A 16283-nucleotide genomic window follows, 5' to 3' on the forward strand; every position below is an offset into this window, starting at 1 on the left:
GGTATGCCTAAATTTGCGTTTCGGTGCGCCAAAGTAGCCGCTCGAGCCAATGCCAGCGGGGGAACCAGCTCCCGGCGCCCGCTGGGTCCGCTGGGTGTGGCCGCGGCCGCCGTCGTCCTTTCCCTCCTGCTGACCGCCTGCGGTGGCGGGGCCGCGGGAAACGGGGACGGGAAGCCGGTGGTCCTGACCACCTTCACTGTTCTGGCCGACGTCGCCCGGAACGTCGCCGGGGACAAGCTCACCGTGGAGTCCATTACCAAGGCGGGGGCCGAGATCCACGGCTACGAGCCGACTCCCGGGGATATCCGTAAGGCATCCAAGGCCGACCTGATCCTGGACAACGGACTGAACCTGGAGGCCTGGTTCGGGCAGTTCGTCGAAGGGCTGGACGTGAAGCATGCAGTGGTCAGCGAAGGCGTGGAGCCCATGTCCATCAGCGAGGATGCCTACCAGGGCAAGCCGAACCCGCACGCCTGGATGTCGCCGCTGAACGTCCAGGTCTACGTGGACAACATGGTGAAGGCCTTCAGCGAACTGGATCCGGAGAACGCCGCGGCTTTCAAGGCAAACGGTGAGGCCTACAAGGGCGAACTCCAGGCCGTGCAGGACCAGATGACCGCCAGCCTAGCCGCTGTGCCGGAACCCCAGCGCGCCCTGGTCACTTGTGAGGGGGCCTTCTCCTACCTCGCCCGTGATGCCGGCCTGAAGGAGCTCTACATCTGGGCCGTGAACGCCGAACAGCAGGCCACGCCCCAGCAGATCACCCGTGCCATTGAGTACGTCAGGGCCAACAAAGTACCAGCCGTCTTCTGTGAATCCACGGTGTCCGACGCTCCCATGCAGCAGGTGGTGGAAGCCACGGGCACCAGGTTTGGCGGGACTCTGTACGTGGATTCCCTCTCCGAAGCGGACGGTCCCGTCCCCACCTACCTGGACCTGATCCGGCACGACGCGGACGTCATCACCAAAGCCCTTACGGGGGCAGGGTCATGAGCACCCCCGCCATCCTCGTTGACAACGTGACCGTGCACTATGGCGAGGTCCTGGCCCTGGACGCCGCGTCCCTGACCCTGGACCCCGCGCGGATCTGCGGTCTGGTGGGCATGAACGGTTCCGGCAAATCCACCCTTTTCAAGGTGATCATGGGCATGATCAGGCCCGACGCCGGCACCGTCCGGATCCATGGACAGTCTCCTTCGCGGACCCGTCGGGAAGGGGGCATCGGCTACGTGCCGCAGAGCGAGGAGGTGGACTGGCAGTTCCCGCTGTCCGTCCGCGATGTGGTGATGATGGGCCGCTACGGCCGCCAGGGCTTTACCCGCCGGGCGTCAAAAGCGGACCGGGCCGCCGTGGACCAGGCCCTGGACCGGGTGGAGCTGGGAGACTACGCCGGCCGGCAGATCGGCCAGCTGTCCGGTGGGCAAAAGAAGCGCGCGTTCGTGGCCCGTGGCATCGCGCAGGGCGCCACCACCATGCTGCTGGACGAGCCCTTCGCCGGGGTGGACAAGCGCTCCGAGGCCACGATTACCCGGCTGCTGCGGGAGCTTGCCGCGGACGGCTGCACCATCCTGGTGTCCACGCATGACCTGCATGCGCTTCCCGAACTGTGCGACGAGGCTGTGCTGCTCATGCACCGGGTCCTGATGCATGGCCCGCCGGAACTGGTGCTCCAGCCGGAGAACCTGGCCATGGCCTTCGGCCTGGACGTGCTGAACCGGGACCAGCGGGACAGCAATGAGAGGAGGAGCGCCTGATGGAGCTGCTGCTCGAACCGCTCAGCTATGACTTCATGGTCCGCGCCATCGTGACCACCGCGCTCGCCGCCGTCGTCTGCGCCGTCCTCAGCTGCTGGCTCGTCCTCATCGGCTGGTCCCTCATGGGCGACGCCGTCTCGCATGCGGTGCTGCCCGGCGTCGTGCTGGCCTACATTGTGGGCGCCCCGTTCGCGCTCGGCGCCCTGGTGTTCGCACTGGTGGCCGTGACCCTGATCGGCGTGGTACGCAACACCAGCAGGGTCAAGGAGGACGCTGCCATCGGCATCGTTTTCTCCTCCCTCTTTGCCCTGGGCCTGGTGCTGATCTCCGTTACCCCCAGCCAGACGGACCTGAACCACATCATCTTCGGCAACCTCCTGGGCGTCAGTGTCCCGGACCTCATCCAGGTCCTGGTGCTGGGCGTGGTGGCCTTCGCCATCCTGGTCCTGAAGCGCCGGGACCTGACCCTGTACGCTTTCGACCCCACCCATGCCCATGCCATCGGCCTGTCACCCCGGCGGCTCGGCGCGCTGCTGCTGGGCCTGCTGGCCCTGACCTCCGTGGTGGCGCTGCAGACCGTGGGTGTGGTGCTGGTGGTGGCTATGCTCATCATTCCCGGTGCCACGGCCTACCTGCTCACGGACCGGTTCTCGCGGATGCTGGTCATCGCCCCGGTGGTCTCGGCACTTTGCTCAATCACCGGGATCTACGTCAGCTACTACCTGGACACGGCCTCCGGCGCCATGGTGGTGCTCACGCAGGGCATCGTGTTCGCTGCCGTGTACCTCTTCAGTCCACGGCAGGGGCTGATCGGGACCCGGCTGGCGAAGGCCCGGCGCAGGAAGGCAGCAGCGGTGGCTGTGTAGCGGACGCCTGGCGGTGAGATTTGCTTTAAGCAGTCTTTACCGCGCGAACGGCAGGCTGAAACATCCGCGGCGCAAGATGGAGCCACGCCCGTTTTCCGCCGAAAGGACTTGTCCGTGATCACCAAGAATCTTTTCCTGCAGGGCATCTACCATTTCCAGGGCCTGGGGCTGGAAAAGCCCATGCCCCTCCACAGCGAGCTTTCGCACTACGTCCCGGACGGGGTGGTCAATCAGGCGCTCTACTTCCGCGGCGGCAATTCCAGCAGTGAGTTGATCGCCGTGGTGCTGATGCGCAATGGCGTGCCCATGCGCTATTTTCCCATTGGCGCCAAGAGCGATGTCCATGTACCGCTGCGGGTGGTGGAGGATATCGACGGCGGTTCGGTAATCGAGCTCTATCTGGCAGCTCCCGAGGGACTTAACGGATCCGTGGTGATCGACCTGGGAATGGTGGAGCACTGATGTCCCGCTCCGGCGTGCCGGACGCCCGGCCCAGGCTGGTGGTCATCGGCAACGGCATGGCGGGAGCCCGTGCCGTGGAGGAAATTATTGCACGCGGTGGAACGGAGCAGTTCCGGATCACCATGTTCGGGGACGAGCCCTACGGGAACTACAACCGGATCATGCTCAGTCACGTCCTCGCGGGGGACGAGGATGATGGAGCCATTTTTCTCAATCCGCTCTCGTGGTACCGGGACAACGGGATCACGCTGCATGCGGGCGTCCGGGCGGAGCGGATTGACCGCTTCACCAAGCACGTCTTTTCCAGCGATGGCAGGGTGACGCCTTATGACACCCTCATCATCGCCACCGGAAGCCGCTCCCATATGCCGCCAATGGAGGGGCTCTACACTCCGGGCGGTTCCGTGAAGCACGGCATTTTCGGCTTCCGGACCATCGATGACACCCGCAAAATGGTGGCGTATGCGCAGCATGAGCACCACCGGCACGCGGTGGTGATCGGGGGAGGCCTTCTTGGGCTGGAAGCTGCCTCCGGCCTGCGCCGCCATGGCCTCGAGGTGGACGTGGTGCACTCCGGCGGCCACCTGATGAGCGCGCAGATGGGGCCCGAGGGCGGTGCGGTGCTCCGCCGAAGCGTGCAGGGACTGGGAATCGGGGTGCATACCGGCAGCCGGACCACTGCCGTGCTGGGAACGGACAAGGTGGCGGGTGTCCGGCTGCGGGACAGGCCCGACATCGAGTGCGACATGGTGGTGATGGCGGCCGGCATCCGGCCCAATGTGGACCTGGCGGTCCTCAGCGGACTGCCGGTGGAACGCGCCATCGTGGTGGATGACAGCCTGCGGGTCCAGGACGAGGACGACGTCTATGCCGTGGGGGAGTGCGTCCAGCATCGGGGCCAGGTGTACGGGCTGGTGGCACCGCTGTGGGAGCAGGCGGCGGTGCTGGCCAACCACGTCACGGGCGCGGACACAGGCGCCGCGTATCTTGGCTCCCGCACGGCCACCAAGCTGAAGGTCGCCGGCGTCGAGGTTGCTTCGATGGGCCTGCAGGGGCCGGAACTTGAGACCGACGAGCACATCGTCTTTTCAGAGCCCAGCCGCGGGGTGTTCAAGTCCATCGTGGTCCGGGACAACAAGATGGTTGGCGCCACGCTTTTGGGGGACAGCCGGAAGGTCGCCTTCCTGACGCAGGCCTTCGACCGCGGCCTGCCACTGCCCGAGGAACGTCTCGGCCTGATGTTCGACCTCGGCACGCCCGGCCAGGAGGTGGGAGTTGCGGAGCTCGACGACGACGCACAGGTCTGCAACTGCAACGGCGTCAGCAAGAGGGCGCTCGCGGACGCCGTCAAGGGCGGCTGCACCACAGTGGCCGGAGCCATGGACGCCACCCGCGCCGGCAAGGGGTGCGGTTCCTGCAAGCTGCTGGTGGGCCAGGTGGTGGAGTGGGCGGCCGGCGGAGCGGTAGAGGATGACCCTGCCGCCAGCTATTACGTTCCCGGCATCCCGCTGGACAAGCAGGCACTGATGGCCGAAATCCGGAAGCGTGGGCTGCGCTCGGTCTCGGCGGTGTTCCAGGCACTGGCCCCCGGCGGCAGGGAGGACGCAAAATCCAAGATGGGGCTGGCCTCGCTGCTGAAGATGATGCTCGCAGATCAGTACATCGATGAACGCGATGCGCGGTTCATCAATGACCGGGTCCACGCGAACGTCCAGCGGGACGGCACCTTTTCCGTGGTGCCCCAGATGAAAGGCGGCGTGACGTCGGTCCAGCAGCTGCGCCGCATCGCCGACGTCGCAGAGAAGCACAAGGTCCCGCTGATCAAGCTGACGGGCGGGCAGCGCATCGACCTGCTGGGCATCCGCAAGGAGGACCTGCCGCAGGTGTGGGCTGACCTGGATATGCCCTCCGGGTACGCTTACGGCAAGAGCTTCCGCACGGTCAAGACGTGCGTTGGCCAGGACTTCTGCCGTTACGGCACCGGGGACTCCACCAGGCTGGGTGTTGAGCTCGAATCACGCTTCCAGGGACTTGAATCCCCTGCCAAGCTGAAGCTCGCCGTCTCCGGTTGTCCGCGGAACTGCGCCGAATCACTGGTCAAAGACGTGGGAGTTGTGGCCGTGGAGGGCGGCCGCTGGGAGATCTACGTGGGCGGTGCCGCCGGTGCCCACATCCGCAAAGGGGACTTGCTGGCCACGGTTGACGACCCGGAGGACGTGAAGGTGCTGGCTGGCCGGTTCATTCAGTACTACAGGGAACAGGCCAACTGGCTGGAGCGGACCTACGCCTTCGTGCCGCGGGTGGGCATCGATCATCTCCGCGCCGTGATTGTGGACGATGCAGAGGGGATTGCCGGCCGGCTGGACGAGGCGATGCAGGCCAGCGTGGACAGCTACGTGGATCCGTGGCGGGAACGCGACGACCCGCAGACCCCCGGGCAGTTCCGCACCTCGCTGCCCCTGACGGTTCTTCCACAGGTGCCGGTCCGATGAGCAGCACGGAGACGGGTACGGGTACGAAGATTCACGTCCTGGGCCCGCTGGAGCAGATCCCGGTGGGGGAGGGGCGCGCCTTCGCCGTGGACGGGAAGCAGGTGGCCGTGTTCCGGCTGCGGGAAGGTTCACTGCGGGCGGTGTCTGCCGTTTGCCCCCACCGCGGCGGCCCGCTTGCGGACGGCACCATCGACGGGCAGGTGGTTATTTGTCCGCTGCACCAGCACGCCTTCGACCTTGCCACCGGCTGCTCCACAACAGGCGCAAACGCGCTGCAGACCTACCGCGTGAGGCTGGACCGGGAGCAAAACCTGGTGCTGGAAACGGCCCCTGTGTAGCGCGCGTCACGTAACACCCCCGCGCGTCTTGTAGGATGGACGAGCCGCGTGAAGCTTCGGCTGAGCGAGCTAATGCACTCATAAACGTCAGCCTCTGACCGATCTGACCGAATTATGTGAGCTGCATTACTCGTTTCCCGGATGCGGCCAACCCCCAACCCACAAGGAATCGTTGTGCCTCAAAGTACCCCCACAGACCTGCAGAACCGCACGGCACCATCCACCGCCGTCGACCCCACCCTCAGCGCCGAGGGTTACAGCAAGACCCTGGGCCGGCGCCACGTCACCATGATTGCCATGGGCGGCGCCATCGGCGTCGGCCTGTTCATGGGTGCCGGCGGACGCCTCGCCTCCACCGGTCCGGCCCTGATTTTCTCCTACGCCATCGCCGGCGTCATCGCCTACCTGCTCATGCGGGCCCTCGGCGAGCTCATCATGTACCGCCAGACCTCCGGTTCGTTCGTCAGCTACGCCGGCGAAATGTTCGGCAAGAAGGGCGCCTTCCTGTCCGGCTGGATGTACTTCATTAACTGGGGTATGACCGGCATCGCCGAACTGATCGCGATCGGCCTGTACTTCCAGTTCTTCTTCCCCAACGTCCCGGTGGAAGCCTCGGCCATCGCCGCGCTCGCGCTCCTGGTGGCAGTGAACCTGCTCAGCGTCAAGGCCTTCGGCGAGTTCGAATTCTGGGCCTCCTGCCTGAAGGTGGGCGCCATCCTGATCTTCCTGGTGGTGGGCACCTTCATGGTGGTCACCAACGCCCAGGTGGGCGACGGCAACGCGTCGGTCGCCAACCTGTTTGCTGCCGACGGGGGCATGTTCCCCAAGGGCGCACTGGTAATGGTCCTGGTCCTCAACGCCGTCATCTTCGCCTACAACGGGATCGAGCTCGTCGGCATTACCGCCGGCGAGATGCAGAACCCGGAACGCGAAGTGCCCAAGGCGATCCGCGCCGTCGTCCTCCGCATCGTGGTGTTCTACGTCGGTTCCGTGACCCTGCTCGCCATGCTGTTGCCGTCGGACCAGTACAAGGCAGGCATCTCCCCGTTCGTCACCGTTTTCGGCCAGATGGGCCTGGGCTGGGTGGGTGACGTGATGAACATGATCGTGATCACTGCCGCGCTCTCCTCCTGCAACTCCGGCCTGTACTCCATCGGCCGCGTGTTCCGCACCATGGCCAACAACGGTCACGCCCCGCAGTGGCTGACCAGGATGTCCAAGCGCCACGTCCCGTACGCGGCCATCCTGGGCATCGCGGCCTTCTACCTGGTGGGCATCATGCTGAACATCTGGCTGGGCGGCTCGCACGCATTCGACCTTGCCCTGAATACCGCCTCCATCGGCGTAATCTTCTGCTGGGGCTCCATCTTTGCCAGCCAGATTGTGCTGCGCCGCCGCAAGGGTGTCACGTCCACCTTGCCGATGCCCGGTTCGCCGTGGACCAGCTGGGCCGGCCTGCTCGGGCTGCTGGCAATCACGATGCTGATCGGCTTCGACACCATGACCAGCAAGACCGGCGAGGTCTTCTACCTGGGCCTCTGGACCCTGGCCACCATCCCGTTCTTCGCGGTGCTCCTGTGGCTGGGCTGGCAGAAGGTCAAGGACAATGAGCCGAAGAGTGAGCTGTTCAGCTAGTTCTTCTCGGCAGTAGGTACGACGGCGGGACGCCCTGGGGAGGGCGGCCCGCCGTCGGCGTTTCCCCGCGTGCGTTCCTGCCCACTTAGTGACCGCGCTGCGGGTCCGGGGGGCTGTGTGTCCCCGCTGCACCCGCCGTGCAGCTAGCAACCGGGCAGGAAGGCAACACGGGTCGCGGTTGCTGCTGCTTCAGGTGCTGGTGCGGACTGCCCGGGGCGGGCAGACTGGGGCTTGTGGACGAATCCTGGGTGCTGCATGTGGACCTTGACCAGTTCATCGCAGCTGTCGAAGTGCTCCGCCGGCCCGAACTCGCGGGCAAGGCGGTGATTGTTGGCGGCCGCGGCGATCCCGCCGAGCGGGCAGTAGTGTCCACTGCGTCGTATGAAGCCCGGGCGTACGGGGTCGGCTCCGGGATGCCGCTGCGCATCGCCGCGCGGAAAGTGCCGGACGCCGTCATCCTGCCTGTCGACCAGGAAGCCTACCTGGCTGCGTCCGACAAGGTGATGTCCGTCCTGCGCTCCCAGCCCGGCGCCACCGTCCAGGTACTGGGCTGGGATGAAGCGTTCGTCGGTGTGCAGGATGAGGATCCGGAGGCCTACGCCCGGCAGCTGCAGCAGGCAGTCTTGGCGGAAACGCAGCTGCACTGCAGCGTGGGCATCGGTGACACCCTGGTCCGCGCCAAGGTGGCCACCACGTTCGGCAAGCCCGCCGGCGTCTACTGGCTCACGGCAGAGAACTGGCTCGACGTGATGGGGAGCCGGCCGACCATCGAACTCTGGGGTGTGGGAACCAAAGTGTCTGCCCGCCTTGCAAAACTGGGCATCAGGACCGTGGCGGAGCTGGCGGTTGCGAACCCTGACGACCTGGTTCCGGAGTTCGGGCCGAAGATGGGTCCCTGGTACGCGCAGCTCGGACGGGGCGACGGAGCGCGGACAGTTGACGACACGCCCTGGGTGGCGCGCGGGCACAGCCGTGAAACCACCTTCCAACAGGACCTGACCGAGCCCGGGCAGATTGACGGCGCGGTGAGGGAACTGGCGGCGCACGTGCTGGAGGATGTGGCGGCCGAGGGACGGCCGGTGGTCGGGCTGACGCTGAAGGTCCGCTACGCCCCATTCACCACCAAGACCTACGCGCGGAAGATCCCCGAGACGGCGGACCCCGCGGAAGTCCTCGCCCGCGCCCTGGAGCTGGTGGCGAGGATCGAGCCGGGCCATCCCATTAGACTCCTTGGGCTGCGGGCAGAAATGACGATGCCTGAAAACTCCCGGCAGGGGCATACGCCCACCCGCAGCGGATGGTGACGGAACGGGTCCGGACAGCTCACTGCCTCCAGCCGGTCCCTCCCGGAGCTACGCATCGGAAGCCCCGCCGTGTACTATTTACAGAACGAACGGTCGGTAAGGAGCGGGAGCGCTGCCGGCCGCCGATGACAGTGCTGTTTATCGCGTGAAGGGTGTTTCCATGGCTGCAACCGCAGGTCCGCAGGCTTTCCTTGTCGGCGGGGTACGAACGCCGGTGGGCAAATACGGCGGCTCGCTCTCGTCAGTTCGCCCCGACGACCTCGCGGCCCTGGTACTCCGGGAGGCCGTGAGCCGGGCAGGCCTCGATCCGGACAGCATCGACGAGGTCATCATGGGCAACGCCAACGGAGCCGGGGAAGAAAACCGCAACGTGGCCCGGATGGCCACCCTGCTCGCGGGACTTCCCCTCCACATCCCGGGCATCACCGTCAACCGGCTGTGCTCCTCCGGGCTTAGCGCCATCATCCAGGCAAGCCACATGATCAAGGCCGGAGCCGCGGACGTGGTGATCGCCGGCGGCGTGGAATCCATGAGCCGGGCCCCGTGGGTGCAGGAGAAACCGTCCGCTGCCTTCGCGAAGCCGGGCCAGATTTTCGATACCTCCATCGGCTGGCGCTTCACCAACCCGCATTTCCAGCACGGCAGCCTTTCACGTGACGGCAAGATGACGTACTCCATGCCTGAAACCGCCGAGGAAGTGGCCCGCGTGGACAAGATCTCCCGCGAGGACGCTGACGAGTTTGCCGTCCGCTCCCACCAGCGGGCCTTGGCCGCCATCGACGGGGGGCGGTTCAAGGACGAGATTGTTCCCGTCACCGTGAAGAGCCGGAAGTCGCAGACCGTTGTGGACACCGATGAAGGCCCCCGCAAGGACACCAGTATGGAGGTGCTCGCAGGCCTCAAGCCAGTGGCACACGGCGGAGCAGTGGTAACGGCGGGCAACTCGTCCTCCCTCAACGACGGCGCTTCAGCCATCATCGTGGCGTCCGAGGCAGCCATCGAAAGGCTGGGACTGACCCCCCGGGCACGCATCATCGACGGCGCATCGGCCGGGTGTGAGCCGGAAATCATGGGCATCGGCCCTGTTCCTGCTACCCAGAAGGTCCTCAAGCGGACAGGCCTCAGCGTAGGCGACCTTGACGCGGTCGAACTCAACGAAGCCTTTGCCACGCAGTCACTTGCCTGTATCCGGCGGCTGGGCCTGGAACCGGACATCGTCAACAACGACGGCGGCGCGATCGCCCTGGGGCATCCGCTGGGTTCCAGCGGGGCACGGATTGCCATCACGCTGCTGGGCCGGATGGAGCGCGAGGACGCGAAGGTTGGCCTGGCCACCATGTGCATCGGCGTGGGACAGGGCACCGCCATGCTGCTGGAGAAGGTCTGATGGCCGGGGGCGTGGATTTGGCGGCGGAGAAATTCCACGCACTCCTGGTGGAGGAACGCAGCGACCGGGTAGTGGTGCTGCTGAACCGGCCCGAGGTGCGCAACGCCATCGACCAGCAGATGGTGGACGAACTGCACGTGGTCTGCACCGCGCTGGAGCAGAACCCCAAAGTGCTCATCATCGCGGGCGTAGAGGGCGTGTTCGCCTCCGGAGCGGACATAGCCCAACTGCGCGAGCGGCGCCGCGACGACGCCCTGCAGGCCATCAACTCCACCATCTTCGTGCGGATCGCCAAGCTGCCCATGCCGGTGATCGCCGCCGTCGACGGTTACTGCCTGGGCGGCGGCGCGGAGCTCGCCTATGCCGCGGACTTCAGGATTGGAACTCCCACGGTCCGCATCGGAAACCCGGAAACCGGGCTGGGCATCCTCGCCGCCGCCGGTGCCAGCTGGCGGCTGAAGGAACTCGTGGGGGAGCCGGTGGCCAAGCAGATCCTCCTCGCAGGCCGCGTCCTCACCGCTGAGGAAGCCCTCGCGGTCAACCTCATCACCGAGATCCACGAAGCAAGCGGACTGATGGACGCGGCACACGATCTGGCGGGCAGGATCAGCCGGCAGGATCCGCTGGCGGTGCGGATTACCAAGTCCGTGTTCCACGCCCCGGCCGAGGCCCATCCCCTGATCGACCAGCTGGCGCAGGGCATCCTCTTCGAATCCGAAGCCAAGTTCAGCCGGATGCAGAAGTTTCTGGACAAGAAAGCCGGTAAGAAGGCAGAAATTGGAAAGAAGGAGAACGCATGAACGTCCCCCATCCGGCCCCTGGCCTGCCCGCCCGCGTGGGTGTCCTGGGCGGCGGACGCATGGGCGCCGGAATCGCCCACGCTTTCCTGGTCAAGGGTGCTGATGTGCTGGTGGTCGAGCGCGACGACCAGTCCGCGCAGGCTGCCCGTGAGCGGGTGGAGGCCGCCGCAGTGAAGAGCATCGAGCGCGGAATGGCGGACGCCAGCCTGAACGAGCTGGCCTCACGGCTCACGGTGGGTCTTGACTACGATGCCTTCGCCGACCGCGAGCTGGTGGTGGAAGCCGTCCCCGAGGACTGGGACCTGAAAGTCGCTTCACTGCGCGGCATCGAGGAGCGTCTGTCCCAGAATGCGTACTTGGCGTCCAACACATCCTCACTCTCCGTCAGCGGTCTTGCCCGGGAATTGAAGCGGCCGGAGAATTTCCTGGGCCTGCACTTCTTCAACCCGGTGCCGGCGTCAACCCTGATCGAGGTGGTGCTGGGGGAGCAAACCTCGCCCGGGCTCGCGGCCGAGGCAAAAGGGTGGGTTGAGGCACTCGGCAAGACCGCCGTCGTCGTCAATGATGCCCCGGGCTTTGCCTCCTCACGGCTGGGGGTGGCAATTGCGCTGGAGGCGATGCGCATGGTGGAGGAAGGCGTTGCCTCTGCGGAGGACATCGACGCCGCAGTGGTCCTGGGCTACAAGCACCCAACGGGACCCCTCAGGACCACGGACATCGTGGGGCTGGACGTCCGGCTGGGCATCGCCGAGTACCTGCACTCGACCCTCGGTGAGCGGTTCGCCCCGCCCCAGATCCTCAGGGACAAGGTGGCCCGTGGGGAGCTGGGGCGCAAGACGGGCAAAGGGTTTTTCGACTGGCCCAGCTGAGAAGTTAGCCTGCGGCTAGTCGAAGAATCCGACGATGTAGCCGATGAAATAGAGCAGCGACAGCAGAACGACGGCGGCGATAACCGCGATCCAAAAGAACTGGGTGCCCTTTTTCGTGCCGTGCTCGTCATGGCCCTGGGTGGTGCTTGTGGATGCCTCGCCCGGCGGCGTTTCGCCCGGCGGTACTCCGCCGCCAGGCTCCAGGCCGGTCAGCTTGTCTTCTTCCGGGTCCGGATTTTGTCCTGACACGTTTTTCTCCCTCGTCGTCGTCCTGGTGCTTTCCCAGCGTAACCGGCCCGGATGGTTGGACCTAGGCTGGTGCAATGACCTTCCTTGAACCCCTTACCCTCACCGGCAGGCATGTAATCCTTGAGCCGCTGGCAGAGGAACACCACGACGGATTGGTGGAGGCTGCCGCGGACGGCGGGCTTTGGCAGCTCTGGTACACCTCGGTTCCAACTCCCGAAGAAATGGCAGGTGAAATCCGGCGCCGCCTGGCCCTTCAAACCGAGGGCTCCATGCTGCCGTTCACCACCCGCCTGATCGACAGGGATACCGGCGGTCCGGGCAGGATCATCGGCATGACCACGTACATGAACATCGACGCCGGCACTCCCCGGCTGGAGATCGGCTCCACGTGGAACGCTGCGTCGGTCCAGGGGACGGGCACCAACCCGGACTCCAAGCTGCTGCTCCTGGGCCATGCCTTCGACGTTCTCGGCTGCCCCGCCGTGGAGTTCCGCACCCACTGGCTGAACCACCAGTCGCGGGAAGCCATCGCCCGGCTGGGCGCTAAGCAGGACGGCGTGCTCCGCAGCCACTCAAGAACCCGCGACGGCATCCTGCGTGACACCGTGGTGTTCTCCATCCTGGAACACGAGTGGCCCTCCGTCCGGGCCGGGCTGGAGTACCGGTTAGCCCGGCGCGGGTAGCGTCTTATTAGCTGCTTATGACGTGCGCGTTTTGTTGCCTTGTGGTTAGCTGTGCGGATGAATAAACCGGACAGATCCATGGACTGGGATGGCGCTGTCAACGCCTGGCATGTCGCCGGCGGCGTGTACCGGATGGGTCGGCGCGAATGGCTCACGGAAGCGGGCTGGCGGCAGGCGTACGACGACGGCGTCCGCACAGTGATCGACCTCCGCAACGCTGCGGAGGCGCAGCGGAGGGAAACGGATCCGGTCCTGGCCGCTTCAGCATGGTCCGGGATCACTGTGGTTTCCTCGCCTACTGAGGAGCCGGGCGATCCCCGCCTCACCGCAGTCACCGGCCCCTACCTGAACGATCCGGCCCACTATGCGGAGAACGCCCGAATCTTCCCGGAGAAGCTGGTGAGCATCTTCCGCGAACTGGCCGCAGCGGCCGGACGCGGAGCCGTGGTGCTGCACTGCGCAGCCGGGCGGGACCGCAGCGGCATGGTAGCCGCCATGGTCCAGGACCTCGCGGGGGATTCCGACCACTCCATTGCCGAGGGGTACCGGCGCTCGGCCCGCGGCATCAATGAGCGGTACCGTACCCACGGTCCTCCCCATTCGCGTGAGCGCTACCTCGAAGAGGAGGAGTTGGCTCCGCTGCTCGAGGCCCGCGGCTATGCTGCGGCGGAGTTTGTGCGCACGCTGGATACCCGGGCGTTCCTGCTGGGGAACGGCCTGAGCGGCGAGGAACTGCACGCAGTGCTGGCCCTATGCGGAGCGCGGGTAGCCCGATGAGAGCCTTCCCCCTGCGGCGGTTCCTCTCCTTCGGCGCGGCCGCCGGGGTGCTGGCCTCATCAGCCCTGGTTGCTGCGCCGGCGTCGGCCACTTCACAGCCGCCGGCGGACAGCCTCCCCGGCGCCGCCGTTGAGGCTGGAAGCTTGGGGCCTTCCCTTTCAGGTTCTTCCTTGTCCGGCACCCTTTCTGCCGCCGCCCTCGCCGAGGCTGCCCAGCGGGACTTGGGCCTTAGTCCGGAACAGTTCGCCGCGGCAGGGGAGCTGGGGGCCCGGGCCGCAGCTGCCGCCGGGCAGCTCCGCGAAGTTCCTGGCTATTCGGGCATCCGGCTTCAGGACGGCAGGATCGTGGTGTCCGGAACCGGTCCCGTACTTTCGGCGGCAGTGGCTGCGCTGGCCGGCAGTATCCCTGAACTGGCTGTTGAGGCTCCGCCGGATCCTGCCGGGGTGGATGGCAGTTCAGCTCCTGCCGTTGCCACTTCCGCCCGCCAGGGCTCCGAGCTTGCACTTAATACCGAGCAGCTCTTCCAAGCCTATGTCGCCGACGTAGGCCTGCAGGGACTGCAGGCCGTAGTGGATACCGGCGGAAAATTCGTGATCCGGACCGGCGGTATCAATGCTCCGGAAGCGGCCAAGGATGGCACTGCCTTGGGGGCCCGTGCGTCAAGCACTGCGGGGGCAGGTGACGGCAGGGTATCGCCGGCCGAGTTTGCCTCCAGGTTCGCGAATGTGGAGCTCGACGACGCCGCCCCGCTTGCGCTGGAGGCGGATGTTCCCGGGGGAGTCGGCTACCAAGCCGACACCGGCTGGATCTGCTCCACAGGTTTTTCCGCATTCGATCCCACGGGCCTGCCGGCAGTTTTGACTGCCGGGCACTGTGCCTCCGACGGGACCGCCAAGACCGCTGAGCTTCTGCTTCAGGGTGTTCCGGCCGGGCATTTGGGCAGTTTTGGGTTCAGCCAGTTCGGCGGCCCGGGAAACTCCTGGGTCCTGGACCCCGAAACCCCCACTGGCCCGGGCAACATGGCACTTACGGACCCGGGCAACGTGGGAACAGATATTGCCGTGATCGGATCCTTGCGCCCTGACCTGGACCCCTTGCCCGCCGCCAGCACGTGGGGCGATACGACGCAGGCGGGACCTGATGTGAAGATCATTGGCAAAGCCGATCCCGTGGTCGGGATGCCCGTCTGCCGTTCCGGAAGGACCTCGGCCTGGTCCTGCGGCATTGTTGATGCGGTGGGAATCTTCATCGTGCCCGGGCCGAACTACGTAGAGCCCACGGAGGGGAGTGAGCCTACTGAACCCCTGGATCTGAGGGCCTTTAACGGGTTCCTCTCCTATGGTGTCCAGTCCAGTGGAGGTGATTCCGGTGGTCCCTATGTCAGCGGGAACTATGCTGTGGGAACGCACGCCGCAGGTGATGCCGCCCCTGAGCGGGACCAGCCGCCACTGCCCAACTTCGCTGTCGGTGCCACCCTGACGGACAGTCTCGCCGTCCTTCCCGGGTACCAGTTGGAGTTGTTCCTCAACAAGCCTGCCGTTGTGTCCCCGGCCCCTGGGACCGTCTACGAGCCCGGCCAGATGATCAGCGGTAATGTCCATGCAGCCCCCGCCACCGAGGTTGCGGCAGGATCCGCAGTCCGGATCAGCGTCCAGGGGCGGCAGCCCTCCGAAGTCCCCGTGAACCCGGACGGAAGCTGGAGTTTCACGGCGCCGGACAGCAGGGAAGTGCTCCGGTTCAGCGCGGAGACCGTCAACGGCTTCAGTGCCTCCGGGGCCGTGAGCTTCGAGTTCGAGCCAGCGCCTGCCGAGCCGGCGCCTGCCGGACCAGCGCCAGCGGCCCCGCAAGAACCAGCTGCGGCCCAGCCATCACCATCCAACCCGGGCAAGCCTGCCCAGGCCCCAACCGGTCCTTCCCCGGATGGCGATGCCGCCGTCATCGTACCCGTCCCTGTACAAACCCCTCCTGCCGGCCTTGCGGACACTGGCAACGGCGCAGGCAACAATGCGCGAAACCTGCCCCGCGCAGGTGACCTCGCATATACCGGCTTCAGCGCGCTTCCCGCGGCTGGCGCGGCCGCCGGCGTCATCGCTGTGGGCGGGGTGCTGGTTGCCCTGGTTCGCCGCCGGCGGCTCCCGTCGGGATAGGGCATAGGGCTACTTGTGGTGGCGCCTCATCAGCAGGTTGGTGATGCGCAGGGTGCAGAGCCGCTGGCCGGCCTCATTGGTGATGAGTACCTCGTGGGTGGTGATGGTGCCGCCCAGGTGGATCGGCGTGGCGGTGATGGTGACCTGCCCCTCCCGTGCCGAGCGGTGATGGGTGGCGGAAACATCCACGCCCACCGCCGTCTTTCCCAGCCTGCTCGCATGGATGACCGCGGCCCAGGAACCCACGGCTTCGCCTACCGCCAAAGATGCGCCCCCGTGCAGGAGGCCAAATGACTGCCTGTTCCCCTCGACGGGCATGGTAGCCACCACCCGCTCCACGGACTCCTCGAGGATTTTCACGCCCATCTTCTCGTCCAGCTCGCCGAGCGTGATCTTCCACAGTTCGTGATCGATGGCGGGCTGGGTTTCCGCGGCTGTGTCCTCGGGTGACGGGGTGCTCATGTGCTCTCCTCATTGGTGGCGGCGTGGCAGGGCCCTTTCCAGTGTGCACCAGACTCCT

Annotated in this window: 16 protein-coding genes; 14 read left to right on the forward strand and 2 right to left on the reverse strand. The window is 66.1% G+C overall.

The window, feature by feature from the left end:
- Positions 1-3: 3 nt before the first annotated feature.
- From FDW81_RS10895 to FDW81_RS10945, 11 genes are all read left to right on the forward strand, one after another.
- Entirely contained in the window at positions 4-993 is a 990-nt protein-coding gene (locus tag FDW81_RS10895; protein ID WP_240720181.1) for a metal ABC transporter substrate-binding protein, read from the forward strand.
- The gene (locus FDW81_RS10900; protein ID WP_138134212.1) at positions 990-1754 is read left to right on the forward strand and encodes a metal ABC transporter ATP-binding protein; all 765 of its coding nucleotides are present in this window, start codon (positions 990-992) and stop codon (positions 1752-1754) included. The genes FDW81_RS10895 and FDW81_RS10900 overlap by 4 nt, the downstream gene beginning before the upstream one ends.
- Complete coding sequence (locus FDW81_RS10905) at positions 1754-2620, forward strand: metal ABC transporter permease (RefSeq protein ID WP_138134213.1); 867 nt, start codon at positions 1754-1756, stop codon at positions 2618-2620. The genes FDW81_RS10900 and FDW81_RS10905 overlap by 1 nt, the downstream gene beginning before the upstream one ends.
- Before the next feature lie 114 nt (positions 2621-2734).
- Positions 2735-3082, forward strand: coding sequence for a molybdopterin oxidoreductase (locus FDW81_RS10910; RefSeq protein ID WP_138134214.1), 348 nt, complete (start codon positions 2735-2737; stop codon positions 3080-3082).
- The gene (gene nirB / locus FDW81_RS10915; protein WP_138134215.1) at positions 3082-5574 is read left to right on the forward strand and encodes a nitrite reductase large subunit NirB; all 2493 of its coding nucleotides are present in this window, start codon (positions 3082-3084) and stop codon (positions 5572-5574) included. Before FDW81_RS10910 ends, nirB begins: the two co-directional genes overlap by 1 nt.
- Complete coding sequence (locus FDW81_RS10920; RefSeq protein ID WP_138134216.1) at positions 5571-5912, forward strand: Rieske 2Fe-2S domain-containing protein; 342 nt, start codon at positions 5571-5573, stop codon at positions 5910-5912. Before nirB ends, FDW81_RS10920 begins: the two co-directional genes overlap by 4 nt.
- Positions 5913-6086: 174 nt before the next feature.
- Positions 6087-7547, forward strand: a complete 1461-nt coding sequence (locus tag FDW81_RS10925; RefSeq protein WP_138134217.1) for an amino acid permease — start codon at positions 6087-6089, stop codon at positions 7545-7547.
- Between the two features lie 248 nt (positions 7548-7795).
- A complete protein-coding gene (locus FDW81_RS10930; RefSeq protein ID WP_138134321.1) occupies positions 7796-8851 on the forward strand; it encodes a DNA polymerase IV in 1056 nt (351 codons plus the stop codon).
- Positions 8852-9011: 160 nt separating this feature from the next.
- On the forward strand, positions 9012-10238 hold the full coding sequence (locus FDW81_RS10935; protein WP_138134218.1) for a thiolase family protein: 1227 nt from the start codon (positions 9012-9014) through the stop codon (positions 10236-10238).
- Positions 10238-11038, forward strand: coding sequence for an enoyl-CoA hydratase/isomerase family protein (locus tag FDW81_RS10940; protein WP_138134219.1), 801 nt, complete (start codon positions 10238-10240; stop codon positions 11036-11038). Before FDW81_RS10935 ends, FDW81_RS10940 begins: the two co-directional genes overlap by 1 nt.
- On the forward strand, positions 11035-11907 hold the full coding sequence (locus FDW81_RS10945; RefSeq protein WP_138134220.1) for a 3-hydroxyacyl-CoA dehydrogenase family protein: 873 nt from the start codon (positions 11035-11037) through the stop codon (positions 11905-11907). The genes FDW81_RS10940 and FDW81_RS10945 overlap by 4 nt, the downstream gene beginning before the upstream one ends.
- A gap of 15 nt (positions 11908-11922) precedes the next feature.
- Here FDW81_RS10945 and FDW81_RS10950 read toward each other — a convergent pair whose 3' ends face one another.
- Positions 11923-12156: a DUF6480 family protein gene (locus FDW81_RS10950; RefSeq protein WP_138134221.1), complete on the reverse strand. Its 234-nt coding sequence runs from the start codon at positions 12154-12156 to the stop codon at positions 11923-11925.
- Between the two features lie 74 nt (positions 12157-12230).
- On the opposite strand from FDW81_RS10950, the gene FDW81_RS10955 reads away from it, so the two are divergent.
- From FDW81_RS10955 to FDW81_RS10965, 3 genes are read left to right on the forward strand one after another with little or no spacing between them, the layout of a single operon-like run.
- On the forward strand, positions 12231-12839 hold the full coding sequence (locus FDW81_RS10955; RefSeq protein ID WP_138134222.1) for a GNAT family N-acetyltransferase: 609 nt from the start codon (positions 12231-12233) through the stop codon (positions 12837-12839).
- A gap of 57 nt (positions 12840-12896) precedes the next feature.
- The gene (locus FDW81_RS10960) at positions 12897-13616 is read left to right on the forward strand and encodes a tyrosine-protein phosphatase (RefSeq protein ID WP_240720183.1); all 720 of its coding nucleotides are present in this window, start codon (positions 12897-12899) and stop codon (positions 13614-13616) included.
- Entirely contained in the window at positions 13613-15763 is a 2151-nt protein-coding gene (locus tag FDW81_RS10965) for a S1 family peptidase (protein WP_138134223.1), read from the forward strand. Before FDW81_RS10960 ends, FDW81_RS10965 begins: the two co-directional genes overlap by 4 nt.
- A gap of 9 nt (positions 15764-15772) precedes the next feature.
- Here FDW81_RS10965 and FDW81_RS10970 read toward each other — a convergent pair whose 3' ends face one another.
- Entirely contained in the window at positions 15773-16225 is a 453-nt protein-coding gene (locus tag FDW81_RS10970) for a PaaI family thioesterase (RefSeq protein WP_138134224.1), read from the reverse strand.
- Positions 16226-16283 lie beyond the last annotated feature (58 nt).

The organism is Pseudarthrobacter sp. NamB4 (genome assembly GCF_005796185.1).
Lineage (GTDB): Bacteria > Actinomycetota > Actinomycetes > Actinomycetales > Micrococcaceae > Arthrobacter.